Here is a 22,849-nt window from a genome sequence, read left to right as displayed (position 1 = left end):
ACCATCGCGAACCTTCCTGTCACCCTCCGGGCCCGCAATTCGAATCGAGTATCCTAGGGAACCGCTTTTCGCCTGATCCGCGAAGGATGCGCGGCACAGGCCCATAAAACCAGAAAACCCAGCACACATGCGCAAGGAAGAACAAGCCATCGTCGAGACGTCCGAGCCGGAGGTCTCTCCCACCGAGCGCGCGTTTCACATCATCGAAATGGCTGCGCAAACCGGTCGCGTGACGACCGCCGACATCATCACCGCGCTCGGCATTCCGAAGACCACTGCGCATCGCCTCGTCAGCAATCTCGAAGAGTTCGGCTTTCTCGAACACGGCATGGAACGCGGCCGGTATCAGGTCGGCCCGCGCCTGCTGGAACTCGCGACGAACATCCTCGCGGCGTCCACCTCGCATGGGCCGATCCACGCGCTGCTGATGGAACTGTCGCGACGCACGGATGAAACGGTGAGCCTCGGCGTCATGCGCGGCTCCGAGGTCGTGTATATCGACAGCGCGATCGGCAATTCGCCGTTGACGCTCAATTTTCAGAAAGGGCATCGCGCGCCCGTGCACTGCACGTCCAGCGGGCGCGTGTTTCTAGCGAACATGGAGAAGAAGCAGCTCGACGCTTATCTGCTGAGCGGACCGTGGGAACCGATCACGCCCTACACCATCGTCGATCCGGAACGGCTCAGGCTCGAAATCGACCTCGCGCGAAAGAATGGCTATGCGACCAACGATTCCGAGTTCGCGATCGGCGTGGTCGGCGCCGCCGTGCCGATCTCGGGGCCGCACGGCCGCCTGATCGCGTGCTTGAGCATCTCGGCGCCCAAAGCGCGCAAGTCGCTGGAAGACATTACCTTGCTGGTGCCGACCTTGCAGGCAGCGGCGCTGCGAATCACAAAGATTCTCGGCGTGATCGACGGCGGAACGACCGCCGAAGACAATGCCGATACCGATAGCAAGGCGACGCGCCGCAAGCGCTCCTGATCAACCGCCCGTCACGCGACCGATCTCCGCGCCGGCGGTGACGAAGCGGATCGCGCGGCGCATGTAGAACACGCCTTTCGTGCGGCTTCTGAGCGTCGTCGTTGCGCCGGTGATCGGGTCGACGATGTCGCAGATCGCCTCCCCGACCTCCACCACGTCGCCGATGTTCGCCGCGTACACCACGATGCCGCTGGTCGCGGCGTAGAAATGCTCGCTCGCCGCTTGTCGCGTCGCCGGATGAATCAAGGCGGGGCATGGCGACGGCGTATCGCGGATAGCGCCCCGATCGACGAGATAGGCAACGATCGCTCGCGCATGACGCCGCGCCGATTCATACGTGACGTCGCGCTCGCCGGCGCACTCGACGATGGCGGCGACAGCGCCCTCGCCAACCGGATACCGGTCGCCGAAGCGCGCTTCGACGTCGGCCCACGCCAGGCGCGTCCAGTCGATGAAAAGCCCGAGATCCGCGCCGTCGAACAGCATCTGCGCCCGCGATTGCAGATGGCGCGCGAGCGGTTCGACGCGCGGCCACGCGGCGGTGTCGGCATAGACGTGGACGACCGCTTCCAGCGAGCAATGAATGTCGAGAACGATGTCGGCATCGCAAGACAGCTTCAGCAGGGTCGAACGCAGCGCGTCGAATTCCGTCGTCGGCGCGCAAGCATCGAGCGATGCGCGCATTGCGTTCTTTATCGCGCGCCTGTTCGCGTCTTCGTCGCTGCCGAGACGGCCTTCCAGATGCGCGCAGATGTCCGAGGGGCGCGCGACGCCGCGATTGAAGTTCGCGGCGCTATTCAGCTCGAAGCAGCCGAAGAACTGGCCGAAGACATGCTGACTCAGGCCGATCGGATTCGCTATCGGGACGAGCGTGACGGTCGCGTCGAGCTTGCCCGCGGCTTCGAGCGCCTGGAGTTCGTCGCGCAGGACGTGCGCCGTGAGCATCGCGGGCGTTTCGTCGGCATGAAGCGATGCCTGCAGATAAACCTTCATGTCCGCGTCCGGCGGCCCGAACGTCAGGCTTACGAGATCGCGCTGCGTACCGATGGTCGCTGCGAGTAACGGCGTCCGCTTGAGTAGCACCTTTCGTCTCCTTTCTACGATGACGCGCGAGGTTCCGGCTGCGCAACAAGATTCTAAACTCACGCATCTGAAAAATGCCGTTTTACGGTTCTAAGTAGTTCCACTTATCGGAACTTTATTGACATCGAATTTGGCATGCGCTCAAATGTGCCACATCGGACACACAAGGGACATCGTCCATGAGTTCTCTTCTACACGGATATGGCGCGCTCGTTCTCGAAGGCGCGCTGCAGACCGTGCAACTGGCGGTCTGTTCGCTGGCTCTGGCCTTCGCGATCGGCTTGCTCGGCGCCTGCGCGAAGCTGTTCGGCAGCCGATGGATCGCAAAACTGGCCCGTCTCTACACGACGATCGTGCGCGGCGCACCGGATCTCGTGCTGATGCTGCTGCTCTACTACAGCATCCAGATTCTGCTAAACGGCATCACCGAGCGTTTGCATTGGACGCAGATCGATATCAAGCCTTTCGCGGCCGGTGTGATCGTGCTGGGTCTGATCCACGGCGCGTACTTTACCGAGACGCTCCGTGGCGCTTTTCTGGCGATTCCGCGCGGGCAACTCGAATCGGGCACTTCGCTCGGCATGTCGTTCGGTCATGTCCTTGCGCATATCCTGTTTCCGCAAATGATGCGCTATGCGCTGCCGGCGCTCGGAAACAACTGGCAAGTCATCGTCAAATCGACGGCGCTCGTATCCATCATCGGACTCTCGGATGTCGTCAAAGCCGCGCAAGACGCAGGCAAGACCACCACGCACTACTTCTTTTTTATCGGCGTGGCCGCATTCGTTTATTTGCTGATCACGACAGCATCCAATCTCGTATTACGTCACCTCGAAAATCGATATGACGTCGGCGTGCGCAAGGTGAACGTATGATCGACATCTTCCGCGAATACTGGCGGCACTATCTTTATACCGACGGCTATCAGTTCACCGGATTGATCGTCACGATCTGGCTGCTGCTGTTCTCCGTCGTGCTCGGATCCGCACTGGCGGTGCCGATGGCCATCGCGCGCAGTTCCGCGAACCGTTTCGTGTCGCGCGCGGTCTGGCTTTACACCTATCTGTTTCGCGGCACACCGCTATTCGTTCAGTTACTGCTTTGCTATACGGGCGTGTTCAGCCTCGACGTGATTCGAAATCACGAGCTCACGAACGCGTTCTTTCGGGACGGAATGCATTGTTCGCTACTCGTTTTCGCATTGAATACATGCGCCTACACGACCGAGATTTTCGCCGGCGCGATCAAGGCCACGCCTGCGGGCGAGATCGAAGCCGGCGTGGCTGCGGGAATGTCGACGTTGCAGCTTTATCTGCACGTCATTCTCCCCTCCGCGCTGCGGCGCTCGTTACCGAGTTATAGCAATGAAGTCATTCTGGTCTTCCATTCGACTTCCGTTGCATTCGCCGCAACCGTGCCGGATCTGCTGAAAGTGGCGCGCGACGTGAATTCCGCGACCTATCAATCGTTCGCCGCATTCGGCATTGCGTTTCTGCTCTATTCCGCGATCACCTTTTCGCTGGTCTGGCTCTTTCGCCAGGCGGAAAACCGTTGGCTCGCTTACCTGACACCGCAAAAATGACTAACGATGTCTGCATCGATTCGTCGCGTTCACCTGAAAAAGTCGTGGTCGCCGATCTTCACAAAAGCTTCGGCACGCACGAAGTGCTGAAAGGCGTGTCGCTCAGCGCGCGCGCCGGCGACGTCATCAGCGTTCTCGGCTCGTCGGGCTCGGGCAAAAGCACGCTCTTGCGCTGCATGAACTTGCTCGAACATCCGTCGGCGGGCCGCATCTTCGTCAATCAGACGGAAATCCGCATGAAGCAGGACAGAACGGGCACGCTCAGGCCGGTCGACAAACATCAGTTGCGGCGCATACGGTCCAAGCTCGCGATGGTGTTTCAGCACTTCAACTTATGGCCGCATATGACGGTGCTCGAAAACGTGATTCATGCGCCGGTTCACGTACTCGGACTCGGTCGGCGCGAAGCCGAAGAATATGGCCGGGCCAATCTCGACAAGGTCGGTTTGGGCGTCGATATCGCCGGCCGTTACCCCGCGCATCTCTCGGGTGGCCAGCTACAGCGCGTCGCAATCGCCCGCGCACTGACGATGGATCCCGACGTTCTGCTTTTCGACGAGCCGACTTCCGCTCTCGATCCCGAACTCGTGTCCGAAGTGTTGAAGGTCATGCAGAAACTCGCGGCGGAAGGACGGACGATGATCGTGGTGACGCATGAGATGAACTTCGCCCGCAATGTTTCCAGCGAGATCATTTTTCTGCATGAAGGACGAATCGAAGAGCAAGGAAAACCGGCGGACCTGTTCGCCAATTCCGCAAGCAGCCGACTCCGAAGGTTTCTGTCCGCGGCATAGCTTTTCTTTCTCTTTATCGACAACAAGATCATCAGCCGGAGACTTCTGTAATGAAACGATTCGTGTCGACCCTGCTGTTTTGCGCGGCCGCCTTCACCTCATCGTATGCAAGCGCTCAGGATGCGTCGACGCTTCGATACGGCGTGGATCCGTCGCATCCGCCGTTTTCATCGCGCGACTCCAGCGGCAAGCTCGTCGGATTCGACATCGATCTCGGGACCGAAATCTGCAAGCGCATGCACGCAAAATGCGAATGGGTTCAGAACGACTTCGATGGCATGATTCCCGCGCTTCAGGCCAAGAAATTCGATGCCATTCTCGCGTCCATGTCGATTACCGACAAACGCAAACAGGTGATCGATTTCACATCGAGGTTATATAAGACGCCGAACAAACTGATCGTGCGTAAAGACACGAACCTCGAACCCACCGCGGAATCGCTGAAAGGAAGATCGATCGGTGTCCAGCAGGGCACCGTTCCCGAATCCTATGCGAAGGAACATTGGGCGCCCGCCGGCGCGCGCGTCGTTTCTTATCCGAATTTCGATCAGGTATTCGCGGATCTCGCCGCAGGCCGTCTCGATAGCTGCTTCACCGATGCAGCCGTCGGCGAGTACGGATTCCTGAGAACGCCGCAAGGCGCCGGTTTCAAGTTCACCGGCGGCAATGTCTATGCGAGCAACGGCGCGGGCATTGGAATCCGCAAGTCGGATATCGAACTGAAGGAAAAGATGAACAAGGCGATCGCCGACATGCTCGCCGACGGCACCTATAAACAACTCGCAGCCAGGTATTTCCAGTTCGATCCTTACGGCAGTTGAGAGGTTATCGTCTCGACGCCGGCATCAGCGGATCCCGACGTCACACTTGCCGAACGGGGATGATTGCAGTGAAACATGTGCCATCGGCGAGCGATGACGATACCTGCAGATCGCCATTGTGAGCCTGCACGATTTGCTTGCAGATGAAAAGACCGAGACCGAGACCCCCGCCTCGCGGTTGATCGGCGGGCCGCCAATATGGCTCGAACACTTTCCTGATGTCCTCGGGCGCAATGACATCGCCACCGTTCTTCACGGCGATGATCAATTTCCCGGCCTCGACTTTCCCATTTACGGTAATAGGCAAGTCCGCCGCGCCATGCGTGATTGCATTGCCTAACAGATTGGACAATAGCTGCTGCATACGAACCGAATCGCAGTGGACGGTTCCTTCAATGGCGATGCTGTCTTCTATCATCAAGCCGGGATGACCCGCCTTTGCCTCGGAAACGATATCGCGCAAAAGCTTGCCGAGATCGGGCACCGGCGCGATGTGGGCGCCCAGTCCGGCGCCCAGGCGTCCGCGCGCGAAGTCCATTACATCGTCGATCAAACCCGCCATTCGGCCGGCGACCGCCTTCAATCGCAATCCGAGTTGAGTGATCTCGGTGGTTCCACCTTTGATCGAAAGATATTCGGCAATCGAATGCACCGCTGTTAGCGGATTGCGCAGGTCATGTCCGAGAACGGCGATGAACTGCTCACGCAATTCCGCGGTCTCGCGCGCGTGCGATAGCGCAGTTGCCGACGCAGAGCGGTTTTCCTCCAGTTCGAGCTCAAGCGCGATGAGCTTGGCGTACGCCTCGAACATGCAGACCGTGCGGACATCGGACAGATAGTGCGGACGCGGATCGATCGCGCATAGATTGCCGAAGTACCGGCCGTTGGATAGAACGATCGGCACGGAGATATAACTTTGAAGGTTATAGATTCTGGCCGTGTGATGACCGCAGTAACGCGGATCGTTCCCGAAGTCATCGATGACGATCGATTCGCGCGCTTCTCGCGATTCGAAGCATAGCGTCGTCTTCAGATCGAGTTGACCGCCGACTTCCAGACCGAAGCCAATGTCGTCGTGAACGGCGCACGCTGTCCACGTATTGTCTGTCACGCGCGCGACCGCGGCGTAGCCCATCGATGTTCTTTCGCAAATCGCCTTGAGCATCGAGCCCACGGCACTCACGCGGCCGATAGCCTCGATGTCGTCCTTCAGTGCGTCAGGGCCGTCTTCCCCGGTCAAAGTTATCATGTCGAATGCTGCTGAGATGTGACAAGGCCGTATTATGCGCCGCGAACATTTCTTTTTAGCTCCGAAAGTCCTGCCCAATGCGAGACATGCTGACTTCTTTCTTCTGGAGCGGCGACGCGATCCGCAGTCGTCGCGTCAGTGACATCGTTCTATCCGGCACGCTCGATCTGCCTGCGCCTCCCGCGTCGATGCTCGCGGATTGGCAGAGAGAAACCACGAAGCGTCTCGCGCTGGAACCCGGTGATGTCGAGCCGATGCATCTCGCGCGGACGCAATTTCGCTGGCCGGACTACAAACGCTGCGTGCAGGCCATGTCCGACTGGACCGGCGCGCTGGGGCTTCCCGCGGTGCTCGACGATAGCGACATGGCGTTGATGGCCTGTCGTGGCGCCAGGTATCACCATGACGGCGAGCAGTATGGCGGCGCCGCTTTTTGCAATCTCTTCCTGAGCGAAGACAAAGGTCTGGACTTGCACTTCCCCGCTATCGGACAACGCATTGCGCTGACGAGGGGAACGGCCGTGATCTTCGATACGGTCCAGCCTCACGGCGTCATTCAGCGCGACAGCGACCGCTTCTGCGCCGCCGACTTCCCCCCGGACCACGACTTCACCCAGATTTTCCTGACGTGGGAACTTCCCATCGAAGACGCCGATACCGGAAACGCGCTGAACGTCGTCTTCGATAGCGACCGCTCGAACGCGCTGCAACTCGAGGAAGCGCAAGTCTGGCTGAACGGCTCACGAACCGCCGTGTGCCCGGAATCGGGTTGCTGGGTGCGCGTCTGAGTCGCGATCGCGTCTGCGCTAAATCGCAAAAATCATCGTTGACGCTCTCTTGAAATTCTCCTATAACCATCCACATGGATGGTAACGGGAGGTTTTTCACACTATGGCAAAAGAAGTGCCGGATCGCTCGCGAGGCAGCGAAACCGAAAAAATCACCATCAATCTCGGTCCGGTCGACTTGGGCCAGATCGATCTGCTCGTCGAGGAAGGCTTTTACTCGAACCGGACGGATCTGATCCGCACGGCCATCCGCAATCAGTTGTCGATTCATGCGCCGGCTCTGAAGGACACCGTGACGCGCCGCGAACTCGTGCTCGGCCTTCAGCATTTTTCGAAACAGGATCTCGAGGCGGCATGCGCGGCCAATCAGCGTCTGCGGATTCAGGTGCTCGGTTTGGCGAGCATTGCCATGGACGTCTCCCCCGAACTCGCGCTGGCAGCGATCGACTCGATTCTGGTTCGAGGCGCGCTCCATGCGTCACCGGCAGTCAAGGCCGCATTGGCGGATCGAATCCGCTGATGCGCCTGACGCCTTCCCGCTAACGGAATGAACATGAAACTCAACGAAGGTTTTTTGGACTCGATGAAAGAGGCATTCGCGCTCTTTCGCAGCAACGATCCCGCCGCGGCCGCGGAAATCGTCAAACGCGCCATGCGCGGCGAACGGACGGACACGGCAACCGCGCACCCTAACCCGCAGGACGACACGACGACCGCGCGATTCGCCGATCTCTTGCAACCCCGGCGCCACGCCGGCAAGACGCGGACTGATGCGGACGTGCAGGATCGCGGGCACTTCAGCACGCGTCGTTATGTCGGCGCCGCCGGTCAACGCGATTACAAGGTCTACGTTCCCGCTCATTCACGTCGCGATCCTTTACCGCTGATCGTCATGCTGCACGGCTGCACCCAGGACGCCGACGACTTCGCATCCGGCACGCGGATGAACGCGCTCGCCGAAACGCACGGCTTTATCGTCGCTTATCCAATCCAGCCGCAGAACGCGAATACGTCGAAATGCTGGAACTGGTTCAGGCACGGCGACCAGCAGCGCGACCACGGCGAGCCGTCGCTGATCGCGGGCATCACGCGAGAGGTGATGGCCGATCACGACGTCGATCCGAAACGCGTCTTCGTTGCGGGGCTTTCGGCCGGCGGCGCAATGGCGGCGATCGTGGCGCAAACCTATCCCGACCTTTACGCGGCAGCAGGCATTCACTCGGGCCTGCCCGTGGGATGCGCGCACGACTTGCCATCGGCGCTGGCGGCCATGCGCGGTGGCAAGGCCCGATCCAAGGCGCGCAAAGCCGGCCGGGCGGACATTCATCACGCGCAGGCGTCGCAATGCCCGCTGATCGTCTTTCACGGCGATGCCGATGCTACCGTGCATCCTTCGAACGCCAACGAACTGGTACGCGAGTTTTCTGCGAGCGAAGCGGCACCCGCCCGCGCGTCGAGCGGTGACGGCCGGGCGCGCAAACATACGGTCCGGCACATGACGTCGCAAGCCGGGGTGGATGCAGAACTCTGGATCATCCACGGCGCGCCGCATGCGTGGTCCGGTGGCTCGTCAAGCGGAAGCTATACCGATCCGTCCGGCCCCGACGCCAGTGCCGAAATGCTGCGATTCTTTCTCGAACATCCGCGCCGGCAGTGAGCGGTCGCCTTTGCGCCCTCGATCGGCGGCGTCCGACCGGTTGCCGCCGGTCGGATAACGAAACGCAGCGCGCACCGCGTCACGCGCCAAAGGCCTTCGTCAAAGCCGGCACGCTCAACACCGCCGTGTAATAGCCCATGAACTGCACGCCGGTATTGAAGCCGAAGTTGCGCGACAGCAATCCGCCGAGCAAGCCCACGCTCAGAATCACGAGCAGACCGAGCAGTTGCCCTTCCCACACGCTGATTACGACGATCAGACCGACGAACGTCGCGATGATCGCCTCGTGACTCAGCTTCCTCGCGACGAACGACGCCGCGCGATGCGCGTAGTTCATCGACAGCGGATACGCGACGAGCGCCGCGAGCACGACCGCGAGCAAGCCGAAGCCGAGGAACTGCCACGTCGTCATCAACGTATGCAGATTGTTGATGTGGCCCGTCGCCGTATCGACGAAAAAGCGCGGCGGCGCGTTGAATAGCGGCGCGGCCGGTCCCGCCGCGACAGGACTCAGCGGCAGACCGAACGCGATCAGCGGAATCAGCGCTTCGGCGATGTAAGTCGCTTCGGTCACGCCGTTGCGCGCGGAGATCACCGTCGTCAGGCGATGATACGCATGCTTCACACGCGAGCCGACGAGTTCGCCGAGCACGACCGTCATCGCGACCGGGCTGAACACGAATGTCGCGCTCGATATCGCCGCGGTGGCCGTGACCCAGCCGCGTTGCTGGCCGTCCAGCACTTTCATCGGATTGGGGAAGTAGCCGCTCCAGCCCTTCACGTCGGGCGCGAGCGAGAACGTGCGGACGCGTTCGCGGCGCATGCGGGCGCGATCGGCGGGCGAGAGTATCGAGAACAGATCGGCGATGAGCGGCCCGATCGCGATGCCGAGGAAGTAGCTCACCGAGAGCTTCACGCCGTATTTGCCCGTGAGCGCCTGAAGACCGACGATCACCAGCACGAACGGCACGAGCAGAAACACCGAGGCCCATCGTCCCGACGAAAAGAACGCAATGGCGACCGATGCCGCGAGAAACACCCACGGCGCGGCCTTCGTGATGACCGGCCCGAACGGCGCGAGCAGCACGGCGAACAGCACCGCGAGCGGCACGGCGACGAACGCCGCGACGATCGCGCCCGAGATCATCTTGCGCAGGGCGATATGCGGCACGCCGAGGTTGCGCAGCATCGTCGCTTGCTGCAGCAGGGGCGTGGCGAGCGTGTCGCCGGGAATGCCGAGCAAGGCGGTCGGAATCGCGTGCGTCATGTGCTTCGAAACCGCGCCCGCCATGAAGAACGAAAACACGCCGACGGGCGGCACGCCGAGCAGCACGACGAGCAAGGTGAGCGGCGCGAGCGTCGTGGTTTCATCGGTGCCCGAAATGAGGCCGATGCCGGAGAACACGATCGCGCCGATGAGTCCCATGCCGAGCGCGACGAGCAGTTGAGTGACGAACGGTTCCATCAGCGCGCTCCTTCGCGTTGTTCATCGCGTTGTTCATCGCGTTGTTCATCGCGTTGTTCATATTCGGCGAAAAGCTCGTACAAACCGAGCTCCTTCATTTCCGCGACGACCGAAGGCGGCAGGTCCGCGACGCGCCCGAGTCCGCCCGCTTCGTTCGCGAGCTGCTTCAGCACTTCCTCGCGGCCCGCCGCGCCGTGCGCTTCCTCGACCACTTCGCGCTTCGGCTTGAAGAGCTTCGCGCAGACCACGCCCGCGATCAGGCATCCGGCGAGGCCGACGAGCATCGCGTAAGCGCGGGCCATCGCGGCATCGGGCACATAAGCGGCGAGCACGCGATTCGCGATGGCGAACGCGCCGTAGCTGATCGCGATGCCGAGCACGACCGACCACGCGAGATGCCGCGTATCGACGGTATCGCCCCATATTTCGACGAGCTGATACTCCGTCGTTTCGGCGCTTTGCGAGAGCGCCCGGCCGCGCTCGTGCGCGGCGAGTTGCTGTTCCATGTCTCCTCCTTGAATGGAGTGATCAGATGCACTGCTCTTCTTGTCGCTGACGCTTGGCCTCGAGTGCGCGCGCCACGCGCGATGACGTTTCGCGCTTCAATGCCGTCGAAATGAATGCGCCCGCTTGCACAAGTCCGTTCAGATCGACGCCCGTCTCGATGCCCATGCCCTCGCACAAATAGACGATGTCCTCCGTTGCGGCGTTGCCCGTCGCGCCCGGCGAATACGGACATCCGCCGATGCCCGATACCGAGCCATCGAACACCGCGACGCCGCGTTGCAGCGCCGCGTGCACGTTCGCGGCGGCCATGCCCCACGTATCGTGGAAGTGACCGGCGAGCGCATCGACGGGAATGTGTTCGATGCACGCGTCGAGCATCGCCTGGGTTTTTCGCGGCGTGCCCGCGCCGATGGTATCGCCGAGACTGATCTCGTAGCAGCCCATGTCGAAGAGCTTCCTTGCGACGCGCGCGACGGCTTGCGGCGCAATCTCGCCTTCGAACGGGCATCCGAGCACGCAGGATACATAGCCGCGAATGCGTACGTTCGCCTCGCGCGCCGCCGCGATCACCGGTTCGAAGCGCGCGATGCTTTCGTCGATCGAACAGTTGATGTTCTTCTGCGAGAACGATTCGGATGCCGCCGCGAAGACCGCGATTTCATCGACATGCGATGCGAGCGCGGCGTCGAGGCCCTTCATGTTCGGCACGAGCGCGGCGAGCGTCGTGTGCGTGGCGCGCGCCTTGTCGCGCACGCGTTCGAGCACGTGCGCGCCATCGGCCATTTGCGGCACCCATTTCGGCGATACGAACGAGGCCGCTTCGACATAGCGCACGCCCGCATCGATCAGGCGCTCGATGAGTTCGGCCTTCACATCGGCCGATACGTGCGACGGTTCGTTCTGCAAGCCATCGCGCGGACCGACTTCGACGATGCGTACGCGCTTTGGCAGCTCATTCATCGCGCGGCCCTTGCAGAAGACTCATGCCGTAATCGACGCTCACGTTGCGCGCGGCGACCATCTTCTTCACGACCCAGTCGATATCCGTGCCACTCGCGCCCGCTGCCAGCGCGATGTTGCGCGCGTGCAGCGCCATGTGGCCGCGCTGGATGCCCTCCGTCGAGAGCGCACGCAACGCGCCCATGTTCTGCGCGAGACCGACCGCGACCGCGATCTCGCCGAGTTCCTGCGCCGAGCCCACGTTCATGATCTTCAACGCGAGACGCGCGAGCGGATGCGTCTTCGTCGCGCCGCCGACGAGTCCGACGGGCATCGGCATTTCGATCGTGCCGACGAGGTCGCCGTCGTTCGCCACTTCCCACGTCGTCAGCGACGTATAGCGCCCGCCGCGGCTCGCGTACGCGTGCGCGCCCGCCTCGACCGCGCGCCAGTCGTTGCCCGTCGCGACGATCACCGGATCGATCCCGTTCATGATGCCCTTGTTGTGCGTGGCGGCGCGGTACGGATCGATCGCCGCGAACAGATACGCATCGACGACGCCGGCGATCACGTCCTCGCCCGCGTATTCCTTCGTTTGCAGCGTGGCCGCACTGTAGCGAACCTGCGCGCGCGCGAGGCGCAGATCCGCGAGATTCGACAGGATGCGCAGACGCACCTTGCCGCCCGTGATTTCCTCCATGCGGCCCGCGACGGTTTCGGCCATCGTGTTGACGGTGTTCGCGCCCATTGCGTCGCGCACGTCGACGATCAGATGCGCGACGATCATCGCGCCGCGCGGCGTGTCCGGAAACACGTGCACTTCGATGTCGCGGCAGCCGCCGCCGAGACCGATCAGCACCTTGTCGCGCGCGTTCGCCATTTCGATCAGCTCGTCGCGATGCTTGAGAATCGCAAGCCGCGCGCCATACGGGTCCGACACGCCGACGATCTGCACTTGTGCGCGCATCAACGGCCCGGTGCTGGAGGTGCGAAAGCCGCCCGCCTCGCGCGAGAGCTTCGCCATGAACGACGCCGCGGCGACGATCGACGGCTCTTCGACCGCCATCGGCACCAGCACGTCGCGGCCGTTGATCTGGAAGTAGCCCGCCACCGCCATCGGCAATTCGAACGTGCCGACGACGTTTTCGATCATGCCGTTCGCGGTTTCGAGCGGCAGCGCGCCGGGTTTCGCGAGGAGCGCGTGCTCGGCGTCGTCGAGGTCCGCTGCCTGCGCGATGTGCGAGAGGCGTTGCGCGGGCGACATCGCGCGGAAGTTCGGCAACTTCGAATCGATCATGTGTCTTCCTCTTCTGTCTGGATGTGTGTCGTGAGTGTTCGCTTTCGATGCTTGCAGCAACGCACCGGGTGAGCGAATAATAGGCTGACTGTACCCATTTCAAAGGTACAATTCCGACAAACAGTGACCTTGCTGTACCCATGACAGCAGGATCATTTTCAGAACAGGTCGATACGATGCGGCATGAGAAGCCGAGCCTGTCTGCGACACTCGCGGACAATCTCGCCAGACAGATCACCGAAGGTGTGCTGCGCGCGGGCGACAAACTCCCGTCGATCAGGGAATACGCTGAGGCGAACGGCTGCGCAAAAAACACCGTCATCAGCGCGTTCGACATGCTGACGGCGAACGGTCTCATCGAGCCGCGACGCGGCGCGGGCTTTTACGTCGCGAGCGTGGCGAAGCCGCAGCAGCATGACGAAGATGCGCCGACGCTCGATCGCGCGATGGATTCGGTCTGGCTCATGCGCGAACAGTTGCAGAGCAAGCCGGACTTTCTCAATCTCGGTGAGGGATTTCCGCCCGTCGCATGGCTCGAAGAGACGCGGCTCGATCACTTCCACCAGCGCGTGGTGCGAACCGGTGTCGCGTCGCTGTTTCGTTACGGCAGCCGCTTCGGCTATCTGCCCTTGCGTCAGCATCTGCAGCAAAAGCTCGCCGGCTATGAGATCGAAGCCGCGCCGCAACAGATCGTCCTCACGCACGGCGCGAATCAGGCGATGGACATGGTCGTGCGTTACTTCGTGCGCCCGGGCGACACCGTGCTCGTCGACGATCCCGGCTATTACGCGCTGTTCGGCAAGCTGAAGCTGTCGGGCGCGAATATCGTCGGCGTGCCGCGCGCGGTCGACGGGCCGGATATCGCGGCGCTGGAGGAGCGGCTGAAAACGCATCGGCCGCGGCTCTTCTTCACGCAATCGGTCGGACATAATCCGACCGCGACGGACATCAGCGCGGCGAAGGCGCACCGCGTTCTGCAACTGGCGGAAGCGCACGATCTGATCGTCGTCGAGAACGACGCCCTCGCCGATCTCAAGCCGCGCTCGGCGACGCGCATCAGCGCGCTGGATCAATTGCGGCGCACGATTTATATCGGCAGCTTTTCGAAGTCGGTGTCGGCGGCGCTGCGCGTGGGCTTTCTCGCCTGCGATGCCGATCTCGCCAGCGATCTCGCCGACGTGAAGATGCTCACGCACGTAAGCAGCAGCGAATACTGCGAGCGCACGCTCGATGCGATCGTCGGCGACGGACACTTTCTGCGTCACACGAACCGCTTGCAGGACCGCCTCAAACGCGCGACGGCGACGGGCGTCGAAGCGTTGACGCGTCTTGGCGCGACCATCTTCAAGGTCAGCGATCAGAGTCTTTATCTATGGGCGCGTTTGCCCGGGCACGACGATTCGATAGCGTTCGCGAAGGAGATGCTCGGCAAGCACGTGATCCTCGCGCCGGGGACGATTTTTTCCGCGCACGCGAACATCGTTTCGCCGTGGTTTCGCTTCAATGTCGCGTATCTCGGCGACCCGCGATTCTCGAACGCACTCGCGCCTTGAAACGTCGGGCACGCCTGCCCGACGTGTCGCTACGCTGCAATTACGCGCTGGCTACTGCTGCCAAGCCCGTCCGCGAAGACTTCTCGGCCACGGGGGTCGATTGTCCCGCCGATTGAAGCGAAGGCTCCGCCATCTGTCCTCGCAGCTTGATGAGCGCGAGCACCGTATCGATCGTCGGTGTCGCCTGCCCGACGAGACGCCCCATTTCCTGGACGACGGTAAGGAGCGGATCGATTTCCATCGGCCGGTTGGCCTCGAGATCCTGGAGCATCGACGTCTTGTGCGCGCCGACCGCACCCGCACCGTCGATACGTCTTTCGACATCGACACGGAAATGCACGTCGAAGCGATCCGCGATCGCTTTCGCCTCCAGCATCATCGCTTTCGACACGGCGCGCGTGGCCGGATTGCTCGTAATGACATCGAGCGTTGCATGAGTCAATGCGCTGATCGGATTGAAGCAGAGGTTGCCCCAGAGCTTCAGCCAGATTTCATCGCGAATACGCTCCCGAATGGGCGCATCCAGATCCGCCGCGCTCATGATTTCATGCAGCTTCTGAACGCGCTCGCTGCGCGCTCCATTCGGTTCGCCGATGGGGAACTTCTTGCCGTACACATGGCGGATCACGCCCGGCGCGACGACTTCCGCCGCCGGATACACGACACAACCGATCGCACGCTCCGGTCCGAGCGCGTTCCATTGCTTCGCGCCGGGATCGAGGCTGTCGAGCGTGGAGCCTTCCAGCTCGCCGCCATGCTTGTAGAAGTACCAGTACGGAATGCCGTTGACGGCCGTGACGATAGCCGTCTCTGGTCCGAGCAAAGTCTGGATCTGGCCGACGACGCCCGGCACCGAATGCGCTTTCAACGCGATGATCACGTAGTCTTGCGGACCCAGCTCGCGCGGATCCGACGCGCATCTGACCTTGACGACACGTTCCCCGCCATCGATTTGCAGCCGTACACCGTTTTCCTGCATCGCCGCGAGATGCGGACCACGCGCAACGAAGCTCACGTCCGCGCCCGCCGACGCCAGTTGCGCGCCCATATATGCACCGATCGCTCCGGCGCCATACACACAGATCTTCATCGTTTAAACCCCTATCTCAAGCGCCAAGATGACTGAGCAACGCATCGACACTGCCCTTCGCATCGCCGAAGAGCATCCGCGTGTTTTCCTTATAGAAGAGCGGATTGTCGACGCCGGCGTAGCCTGCCGCCATGCTTCGTTTGGACACGACCACGGTGCGCGCCTTCCACACTTCGAGCACGGGCATCCCGGCGATGGGACTGCCCGGATCCTCCAGCGCGCCAGGATTCACGATGTCGTTTGCGCCGATCACCAGCACGACATCCGTGTTGGAAAAGTCGTCGTTGATTTCGTCCATCTCCAGGACGATGTCGTAGGGCACCTTCGCCTCCGCGAGCAGCACGTTCATGTGCCCCGGCAAGCGGCCCGCCACCGGATGAATGCCGAATCGCACGTTCACGCCCTTGCTGCGCAGCTTCTTCGTGATCTCGCTGATCGTCGCCTGAGCCTGCGCGACCGCCATGCCGTAACCGGGCACGATGACGACTTCCGACGCATCGCGCAGCAGCGAGCCGACTTCATCGACCGTGACCGGCGCGACTTCACCCTCGATCGTCTTCGAAGCGGTCGAGGTCGCCGTGCCGAATCCGCCGAGAATCACGGAGAGGAACTTGCGGTTCATCGCGCGGCACATGATGTAGCTCAGAATCGCTCCGCTCGACCCGACCAGCGCGCCGGTCACGATCAGCAGATCGTTGCTCAACATGAAACCCGTCGCGGCGGCGGCCCAGCCCGAATAGCTGTTCAGCATCGACACGACCACCGGCATGTCCGCGCCGCCGATCGCCATCACCAGATGCACGCCGATCAGCGCGGCGATGACGGTCATCGTCAAGAGCGAGCTGATGCCCACATCGGCGTCGGGCGCTGTCAGGAACACATAGCCGAGCGCGATGCACGCGAACACGCCGACGAGATTCAGCGTGTGCCGCATCGGCAGCAGCAACGGCTTGCCGCCTACCACGCCCTGCAACTTCAGAAACGCGGCGATGGACCCCGTGAACGTTACCGCGCCGATGAACACGCCGAGATAGATCTCCACGTTGTGGACCGACTGCGCCGCGCTGTCCGATTCCGCGCCGGCTGCCGGCGACAGGTAGCTCGCAATGGCGACCAGCACGGCCGCGAGGCCCACGAAGCTATGCAATGCCGCGACGAGTTGCGGCATTTGCGTCATCTCGACGCGCCGCGCGAGGATCGCGCCGCCCGCGATGCCGATCGCCATCAGCGCGGCGACGGCCGGCAGCGCTTCCCCGCCGTTGAGCCAGAGCGTGGTGACGATCGCGATCGCCATGCCGGCGACGCCATAGAGATTGCCGCGCCGCGCCGTCGATGGATGACTGAGCCCGCGCAGGCTCAGGATGAACAGCACACTCGCCGCCAGATAGGCGATGCTTCCGATTCCAGTTTGCATGTCGATCTCCTTAGCGCTGGAACATGTTCAACATGCGTTGAGTGACGAGAAAGCCGCCAGCGATATTGATTGTCGCGACGAGGATCGCGAGGCCCGCGAGAATCGCGACCAGATGATCCGGCGTGCCGACCTGCAGCAGCGCCCCCGTCACGATGATTCCGCTGACCGCGTTGGTCACGCTCATCAGCGGCGTGTGCAAGGCGGGCGTCACATTCCACACGACCTGAAAGCCGACGAAGATCGCCAGCACGAACACCGTGAAGTGCGCGACGAACGCAGGCGGCGCAACGGCGCCGAGCGCGGCAAGCAACGCAGCCGCGATGACGAGCCCGGCCACGCCGATCCATCCCGCGCGACGCTTCTGTTCGATGGTCACGGCAATCGTTGCAGCGGGCTTTGCGGCAGCGGGCGGCGCAATCGCGGGCTCCGGCTTCTTGGGCGGCGGCCATTTCACCTCGCCGCGCAGCACGACGGTGACGCCGCGCATCACTTCGTCATCGGTATCGAGCGTGATTTCGCCGTTCTTCTGCGGCGTCAGATCGGTCAGAAGATGCCGCAGGTTGGTGCCGTACAACTGGCTCGATTGCGTTGCCATGCGCGATGGCAGATCCGTATAGCCGACGATCGTGACGCCTTCGATCGATGCCGCCTCGCCCGGCCGCGTCAGCTCGCAGTTGCCGCCCTGCTCCGCCGCCATGTCGACGATCACGCTGCCTTGGCGCATGCTGCGCACCATGTCGGCGGTGATCAGTTTCGGCGCGGGCTTGCCCGGAATCAGCGCGGTCGTCACGATGACGTCGACGTCTTTTGCCTGCGCGGCGAACAGCGCCATTTCAGCCGCGATGAATTCGGCGCTCATCTCTTTCGCGTAGCCGCCGCTGCCGCTGCCGTCCTCGACGTAGTCCAGTTCGAGAAACTCGGCGCCCATGCTTTCCACCTGCTGCCGCACTTCGGGCCGCGTATCGAAAGCACGGACGATCGCGCCGAGACTGCGCGCCGCGCCGATCGCCGCCAGTCCCGCGACGCCCGCGCCGATCACCATCACTTTCGCGGGCGCGATCTTGCCCGCCGCCGTGATCTGTCCCATGAAGCCGCGGCCGAACTGGTGCGCCGCTTCGATGACCGCGCGATAGCCCGCCATGTTGGCCATCGAACTCAAAGCATCGAGCTTTTGAGCGCGCGAGATGCGCGGCACGCAGTCCATCGCGAGCACGGTGACGTTGCGCGCAGAGAGGCGCGTCAACAACGCTTCGTTCTGCGCCGGCCAGATGAAACTGATGAGCGTCGATCCTTCGCGCAGCAACTCGACTTCATCGCCCACGGGCGCAATGGAAGGCGCACGCACTTTCACGACGATATGCGCGTCCGCATAGAGCGACGGCGCATTCTCCACGATTCGCGCACCCGCAGCGCGATAGGCATCGTCGGAGAATGCGGCAAGCTCGCCCGCGCCGGCCTCGACGCTCACTTCAAATCCGAGCTTCAGCAGATGCCCGACTACTTCCGGCGTCAACGCGACACGACGCTCCCCGGGAAAGCGTTCCCGTGGCACAGCAATCATCATTGGCATGACTAAATTCCCAATCGACGGTTTCAATTCTTCAGTGGCGCGCGCCTGCATTCGGCTGGCGAGCATGCCAAACCTCGCATCAGCGAGAAAGCTGGCGCGAGTTACGAATAATGGTCAGTGTCTGGTCGGTCAGCCGCGTATACGGGCATCGAGCGAAGCGGCCGGTGGGATGGGTGGCCGCTTCGTCCTTGAGCTGCGTTCATGCGCCTTTTGTTGCGCGGACGCGAGCCGTTATCTCTATGGTGCTTTTTATACTTTGAATCGCTGAATCATCAGGCGTCGACTTTCGCCTCCAGTTCGGCGATACGCTTGCGGAGCGCACGCTCTTCCTGAAACCGCGCCGTTTCATCGCGGATGATCGCGACGATACCGGTCAGCTCGCCTTGCGGCGAATGCAGCAGCGCGACGGTGAACGCTATCGACATCGCGCGTCCGGCCTTATCGACGGCGGGAACCTTGAGCAGATCGTGCCCATAGCGCGTCTCGCCGGTCGCCATCGTCTTGTGATAGCCGTCCCAATGACGACCGCGCAGGCGCTCCGGAATGATCAGATCGAGCGACTGCCCCAAAGCTTCGCTCTGGGTGAAGCCGAACATGCGTTGCGCCGCCGGATTCCATAGCGTAATCGCGCCGCTCGCATCCGAAACGATCACGGCATCGCCGATCGCATTGACGAGTTGTTCGTAGTCGATCGTGGGGGTCATTGTGTCGTCCATGCTTGGGTATCGATCGAGACTGATTTCTGAAGGGCCGCTGCCGTCTTGGGCTTTCGTGGACGGCAGCGGTTACCTTTTCAAGCGCGTCAGACAGCTCGCGCTTCCTTCATTTGCGCTACCTGCTCCTTGCTATAGCCGAGTTCGAGCAGCACTTCTTCGGTATGTTCGCCGAGCAGCGGCGAGCCCGTGATCTCCGGCTTCAGGTCCGAGAACTTGATCGGGCTGCCGACCGTGAGATATTTGCCGCGCACCTTGTGATCGACCTCGACGATGGAACCGCTCGCACGCAACGACGGATCGTTCGCGAGTTCCTTCATCGTCAGCACCGGCGCGCACGGAATATCGAACTTGCGCAGGATATCGACCGCTTCGAACTTGGTCTTGTCGGCGAGCCATTCTTCGATCTTGCCGAAGATATCGAAAATATGCGGCTGGCGCGCTTCGGCCGTCATGTAGTCCGGGTCCTCGATCCATTGCTCCTTGCCGATTGCGCGGCAGATCGGCGCCCACGCGTGCCCCTGAATGGTGAAGTAGATGTAGGCGTTCGGATCGGTTTCCCAGCCCTTGCACTTGAGCACCCAACCCGGCTGACCGCCGCCGCCCGCATTGCCGCCGCGCGGCACGACGTCGCTGAACGTGCCGTGCGGATACTGCGGATATTCCTCGAGATAGCCGACGCGATCGAGACGCTGCTGATCGCGCAGCTTCACGCGGCACAGATTGAGCACGCTGTCCTGCATCGACACGGCGACTTTCTGTCCCTTGCCCGTTTGCTGGCGGCCGATGATCGCCGTGAGAATGCCGATCGCGAGGTGCATGCCGGTGTTGCTGTCGCCGAGCGCCGCCGCGCTGATGGTCGGCGGGCCGTCCCAGAAGCCCGTCGTCGATGCCGCGCCGCCCGCGCATTGCGCGACGTTTTCGTAGACCTTCAGATCGTCGTAGTGATGGCCGTCGCTGAAGCCCTTGACGGACGCCACGATCATCTTCGGATTCAGCTTGCTGATGTTCTCCCAGGAGAAGCCCATCCGGTCCAGCGCGCCCGGCCCGAAATTCTCGACCAGCACGTCCGATTCCTTGATGAGCTTCGTGAGCACTTCCTTGCCTTCGGGCTGCTTCGTATCGAGCGTCAACGAGCGCTTGTTGCTGTTGAGCATCGTGAAGTACAGCGCATCCGCATCCGGAATGTCGCGCAGCTGGTTACGCGTGACGTCGCCGGAACCGGGACGCTCGACCTTGATGACATCGGCGCCGAACCAGGCCAGCATCTGCGTGCATGCGGGACCCGCCTGAACGTGCGTGAAGTCGATGATCTTGATGCCTTCGAGTGGTTTCTTGCTCACGAATTTCTCCTGGGTGGCTAGTCTTGGTTACTTTTTCGATGCCGCGCTTTGCGGGTTCAGATTCGTCAGGCGACCGCTCTCCGTGCCGGCCGTTTCGTCGATCACTGCGTTGATGAGCGTCGGCTTGCCCGACTTGATCGCTTCTTCGAGCGCATGCGTGAGCTCTTCGGGCGTCGTCGCGTTGTAGCCGATGCCGCCGAATGCCTCGATCATCTTGTCGTAGCGTGCGTTCTTCACGAACACGGTCGGCGCGACGTCCTTGCCGCCGGTCGGATTCACATCGGTGCCGCGATACACGCCGTTGTTGTTGAACACGATGGTGCAGACGGGCAAGTCGTATCGGCAGATGGTTTCGAGTTCCATGCCGCTGAAGCCGAACGCGCTATCGCCTTCGATCGCGACGACCTGCTTGCCGCTCGTCACCGCGGCGCCGATCGAGAAGCCCATGCCGATGCCCATGATTCCCCACGTTCCGGAATCGAAGCGCTTGCGCGGCTCGTACATGTCGATGATGCTGCGCGCATAGTCGAGCGTATTCGCGCCTTCGTTGACGACGTTGATGTCCGGGCGCGTCTTCAACACGTCGCGAATGGCGCGCAGCGCGCTGTGGAAGTTCATCGGCGACGGATTCTTCGCGAGCGTCGCGGCCATCTTCTCCAGGTTCTTGTTCTTGCGCTCGTTGATCGCGCCCGTCCATTCGACGGACGGCTTCGGGAACTCCGCGCCGATGCCCTCGACGAGCGCCGCCACGCACGAGCCGATGTCGCCGATCAGTGGTGCGGCGATCGCGACATTGCTGTCGATTTCGGTCGGCGAGATATCGATCTGCACGAACTTCTTCGGCGCCGAGCCCCACGTCTTGCCCTTGCCATGCGCGAGCAGCCAGTTCAGACGCGCGCCGATCAGCACGACGCAGTCCGCTTCCTGCAGCACGAACGACCGCGCAGCCGACGCCGATTGCGCATGCGTGTCCGGCAGCAGGCCCTTGGCCATCGACATCGGCAGATACGGGATGCCGCTCTTCTCCACCAGTTCGCGAATCTGCGCGTCGGCCTGCGCATACGCTGCGCCCTTGCCCAGCAGGATCAGCGGACGCTTCGCACCCTTGATGACGTCGAGCGCGCGCTTCACCGAATCCGGCGACGGCAACTGACGCGGCGCGGCATCGACCACCTTGATGAGCGATTGCTGGCCCTTGAGCGCGTCCATCGTCTGCGACAGCAGCTTGGCGGGCAGATCGAGATACACGCCGCCCGGACGGCCCGACACGGCCGCGCGGATCGCACGCGCGATGCCGATGCCGATGTCCTCCGCATGCAGCACGCGATAGGCGGCCTTCGCATACGGCTTCGCCGCGTTCAGCTGATCCATCTCTTCGTAATCGCCCTGCTGCAGATCGACGATTTCGCGCTCGCTCGAACCGCTGATCAGGATCATCGGGAAGCAATTGGTGGTCGCGTTGGCGAGCGCCGTGAGTCCGTTCAGGAAGCCCGGTGCCGACACCGTCAGGCAGATGCCCGGCTTCTGCGTCATGTAGCCCGCGATCGCGGCTGCGTTGCCCGCATGCTGCTCATGGCGAAAGCCGATGAAACGCATGCCTTCGGCCTGAGCGAGTCGCGCGAGGTCGGTGATGGGAATCCCGACGAGGCCGAAGATCGTATCGATGTCGTTCAGCTTCAACGCGTCGATGACGAGATGGAAACCGTCGGTCAATTGCGGCGCCTGAACTTCGGCGGCTTCCTGTGTTCTTGCCTCGAGTACGTCTGCCATTTGTCTCCCCCAGAGGGCCGGTTATGTTGGTGATATACTAGATATTAGATACAGAATTTGTCAAAGCTTAGTTTGCTGTTCGGGATCGGGATGAACCCTTAGATGAGATGTTTCGGTGTCAAGGCGCTGACGATCATCAGATCAGGCGCGGCACTGCTAAAAAAAGAAAGGCCGCGGACATCTGTCACGCGGCCTTTCTTTTTTCAAATCGAATGCGCAGCTCTTGCGGAGG

21 protein-coding genes are annotated in these 22,849 nt (G+C 62.0%); 9 read left to right on the top strand and 12 right to left on the bottom strand.

The window, feature by feature from the left end:
• The first annotated feature begins 127 nt into the window (after positions 1-127).
• On the top strand, positions 128-982 hold the full coding sequence (locus tag LDZ23_RS29545; protein WP_008346531.1) for an IclR family transcriptional regulator: 855 nt from the start codon (positions 128-130) through the stop codon (positions 980-982).
• Here LDZ23_RS29545 and LDZ23_RS29540 read toward each other — a convergent pair whose 3' ends face one another.
• The gene (locus tag LDZ23_RS29540; protein ID WP_008346529.1) at positions 983-2,065 is read right to left on the bottom strand and encodes a M14 family metallopeptidase; all 1,083 of its coding nucleotides are present in this window, start codon (positions 2,063-2,065) and stop codon (positions 983-985) included.
• A 179-nt stretch (positions 2,066-2,244) separates the two neighbouring features.
• Between LDZ23_RS29540 and LDZ23_RS29535 the strand changes: the two genes are divergently transcribed.
• The 4 genes from LDZ23_RS29535 to LDZ23_RS29520 are packed head-to-tail and all read left to right on the top strand — an operon-like array spanning position 2,245 to position 5,262.
• A complete protein-coding gene (locus tag LDZ23_RS29535; protein WP_008346526.1) occupies positions 2,245-2,940 on the top strand; it encodes an ABC transporter permease in 696 nt (231 codons plus the stop codon).
• Positions 2,937-3,647 (top strand): ABC transporter permease, encoded by a 711-nt coding sequence (locus LDZ23_RS29530; protein ID WP_008346524.1) that lies wholly within the window; start codon positions 2,937-2,939, stop codon positions 3,645-3,647. The genes LDZ23_RS29535 and LDZ23_RS29530 overlap by 4 nt, the downstream gene beginning before the upstream one ends.
• On the top strand, positions 3,644-4,441 hold the full coding sequence (locus LDZ23_RS29525) for an ABC transporter ATP-binding protein (RefSeq protein ID WP_244808290.1): 798 nt from the start codon (positions 3,644-3,646) through the stop codon (positions 4,439-4,441). Before LDZ23_RS29530 ends, LDZ23_RS29525 begins: the two co-directional genes overlap by 4 nt.
• Before the next feature lie 50 nt (positions 4,442-4,491).
• On the top strand, positions 4,492-5,262 hold the full coding sequence (locus LDZ23_RS29520; protein WP_008346519.1) for an ABC transporter substrate-binding protein: 771 nt from the start codon (positions 4,492-4,494) through the stop codon (positions 5,260-5,262).
• A 40-nt stretch (positions 5,263-5,302) separates the two neighbouring features.
• On the opposite strand, the gene LDZ23_RS29515 is transcribed toward LDZ23_RS29520, so the two are convergent.
• Positions 5,303-6,589 carry a GAF domain-containing sensor histidine kinase gene (locus tag LDZ23_RS29515; protein ID WP_235366184.1) on the bottom strand — a complete coding sequence of 429 codons (1,287 nt, stop codon included), beginning with the start codon at positions 6,587-6,589 and terminating at the stop codon, positions 5,303-5,305.
• A gap of 8 nt (positions 6,590-6,597) precedes the next feature.
• Here LDZ23_RS29515 and LDZ23_RS29510 point away from each other — a divergent pair, with 8 nt between their 5' ends.
• From LDZ23_RS29510 to LDZ23_RS29500, 3 genes are all read left to right on the top strand, one after another.
• Positions 6,598-7,299, top strand: coding sequence for a hypothetical protein (locus tag LDZ23_RS29510; RefSeq protein WP_008346515.1), 702 nt, complete (start codon positions 6,598-6,600; stop codon positions 7,297-7,299).
• A 103-nt stretch (positions 7,300-7,402) separates the two neighbouring features.
• On the top strand, positions 7,403-7,819 hold the full coding sequence (locus LDZ23_RS29505) for a ribbon-helix-helix domain-containing protein (protein WP_008346513.1): 417 nt from the start codon (positions 7,403-7,405) through the stop codon (positions 7,817-7,819).
• Between the two features lie 33 nt (positions 7,820-7,852).
• Complete coding sequence (locus LDZ23_RS29500; protein WP_008346510.1) at positions 7,853-8,956, top strand: extracellular catalytic domain type 1 short-chain-length polyhydroxyalkanoate depolymerase; 1,104 nt, start codon at positions 7,853-7,855, stop codon at positions 8,954-8,956.
• A 79-nt stretch (positions 8,957-9,035) separates the two neighbouring features.
• On the opposite strand, the gene LDZ23_RS29495 is transcribed toward LDZ23_RS29500, so the two are convergent.
• Genes LDZ23_RS29495 through LDZ23_RS29480 form a run of 4 tightly spaced genes read right to left on the bottom strand, consistent with a single transcriptional unit; the run spans position 9,036 to position 13,164 of the window.
• Positions 9,036-10,421, bottom strand: a complete 1,386-nt coding sequence (locus LDZ23_RS29495; protein ID WP_008346508.1) for a tripartite tricarboxylate transporter permease — start codon at positions 10,419-10,421, stop codon at positions 9,036-9,038.
• Positions 10,421-10,927 (bottom strand): HPP family protein, encoded by a 507-nt coding sequence (locus LDZ23_RS29490; RefSeq protein ID WP_008346506.1) that lies wholly within the window; start codon positions 10,925-10,927, stop codon positions 10,421-10,423. The genes LDZ23_RS29495 and LDZ23_RS29490 overlap by 1 nt, the downstream gene beginning before the upstream one ends.
• A gap of 22 nt (positions 10,928-10,949) precedes the next feature.
• The gene (locus tag LDZ23_RS29485; RefSeq protein ID WP_008346504.1) at positions 10,950-11,888 is read right to left on the bottom strand and encodes a hydroxymethylglutaryl-CoA lyase; all 939 of its coding nucleotides are present in this window, start codon (positions 11,886-11,888) and stop codon (positions 10,950-10,952) included.
• Positions 11,881-13,164: a hydroxymethylglutaryl-CoA reductase, degradative gene (locus LDZ23_RS29480; protein WP_008346501.1), complete on the bottom strand. Its 1,284-nt coding sequence runs from the start codon at positions 13,162-13,164 to the stop codon at positions 11,881-11,883. Before LDZ23_RS29480 ends, LDZ23_RS29485 begins: the two co-directional genes overlap by 8 nt.
• 176 nt (positions 13,165-13,340) lie before the next feature.
• Here LDZ23_RS29480 and LDZ23_RS29475 point away from each other — a divergent pair, with 176 nt between their 5' ends.
• Complete coding sequence (locus LDZ23_RS29475) at positions 13,341-14,717, top strand: aminotransferase-like domain-containing protein (RefSeq protein ID WP_008346500.1); 1,377 nt, start codon at positions 13,341-13,343, stop codon at positions 14,715-14,717.
• A gap of 40 nt (positions 14,718-14,757) precedes the next feature.
• Here LDZ23_RS29475 and LDZ23_RS29470 read toward each other — a convergent pair whose 3' ends face one another.
• The 6 genes from LDZ23_RS29470 to oxc all read right to left on the bottom strand — a co-directional run bounded on the left by LDZ23_RS29470 (position 14,758) and on the right by oxc (position 22,617).
• Positions 14,758-15,807 carry a 2-dehydropantoate 2-reductase gene (locus LDZ23_RS29470; RefSeq protein ID WP_244808289.1) on the bottom strand — a complete coding sequence of 350 codons (1,050 nt, stop codon included), beginning with the start codon at positions 15,805-15,807 and terminating at the stop codon, positions 14,758-14,760.
• Between the two features lie 16 nt (positions 15,808-15,823).
• Positions 15,824-17,221: a Re/Si-specific NAD(P)(+) transhydrogenase subunit beta gene (pntB, locus tag LDZ23_RS29465; protein ID WP_008346496.1), complete on the bottom strand. Its 1,398-nt coding sequence runs from the start codon at positions 17,219-17,221 to the stop codon at positions 15,824-15,826.
• Positions 17,222-17,231: 10 nt separating this feature from the next.
• A complete protein-coding gene (locus LDZ23_RS29460; RefSeq protein ID WP_033536005.1) occupies positions 17,232-18,791 on the bottom strand; it encodes a Re/Si-specific NAD(P)(+) transhydrogenase subunit alpha in 1,560 nt (519 codons plus the stop codon).
• Positions 18,792-19,063: 272 nt separating this feature from the next.
• A complete protein-coding gene (locus LDZ23_RS29455; protein WP_008346492.1) occupies positions 19,064-19,495 on the bottom strand; it encodes a PAS domain-containing protein in 432 nt (143 codons plus the stop codon).
• A gap of 98 nt (positions 19,496-19,593) precedes the next feature.
• Complete coding sequence (gene frc / locus LDZ23_RS29450) at positions 19,594-20,847, bottom strand: formyl-CoA transferase (RefSeq protein WP_008346490.1); 1,254 nt, start codon at positions 20,845-20,847, stop codon at positions 19,594-19,596.
• Positions 20,848-20,874: 27 nt separating this feature from the next.
• A complete protein-coding gene (gene oxc, locus LDZ23_RS29445) occupies positions 20,875-22,617 on the bottom strand; it encodes an oxalyl-CoA decarboxylase (protein ID WP_008346488.1) in 1,743 nt (580 codons plus the stop codon).
• Between the last annotated feature and the right edge of the window lie 232 nt (positions 22,618-22,849).

It is taken from the genome of Caballeronia zhejiangensis, assembly GCF_022879815.1.
Classification (GTDB): Bacteria; Pseudomonadota; Gammaproteobacteria; order Burkholderiales; family Burkholderiaceae; genus Caballeronia; species Caballeronia zhejiangensis.
This window is presented reverse-complemented; position numbering and strand designations above follow the sequence as displayed.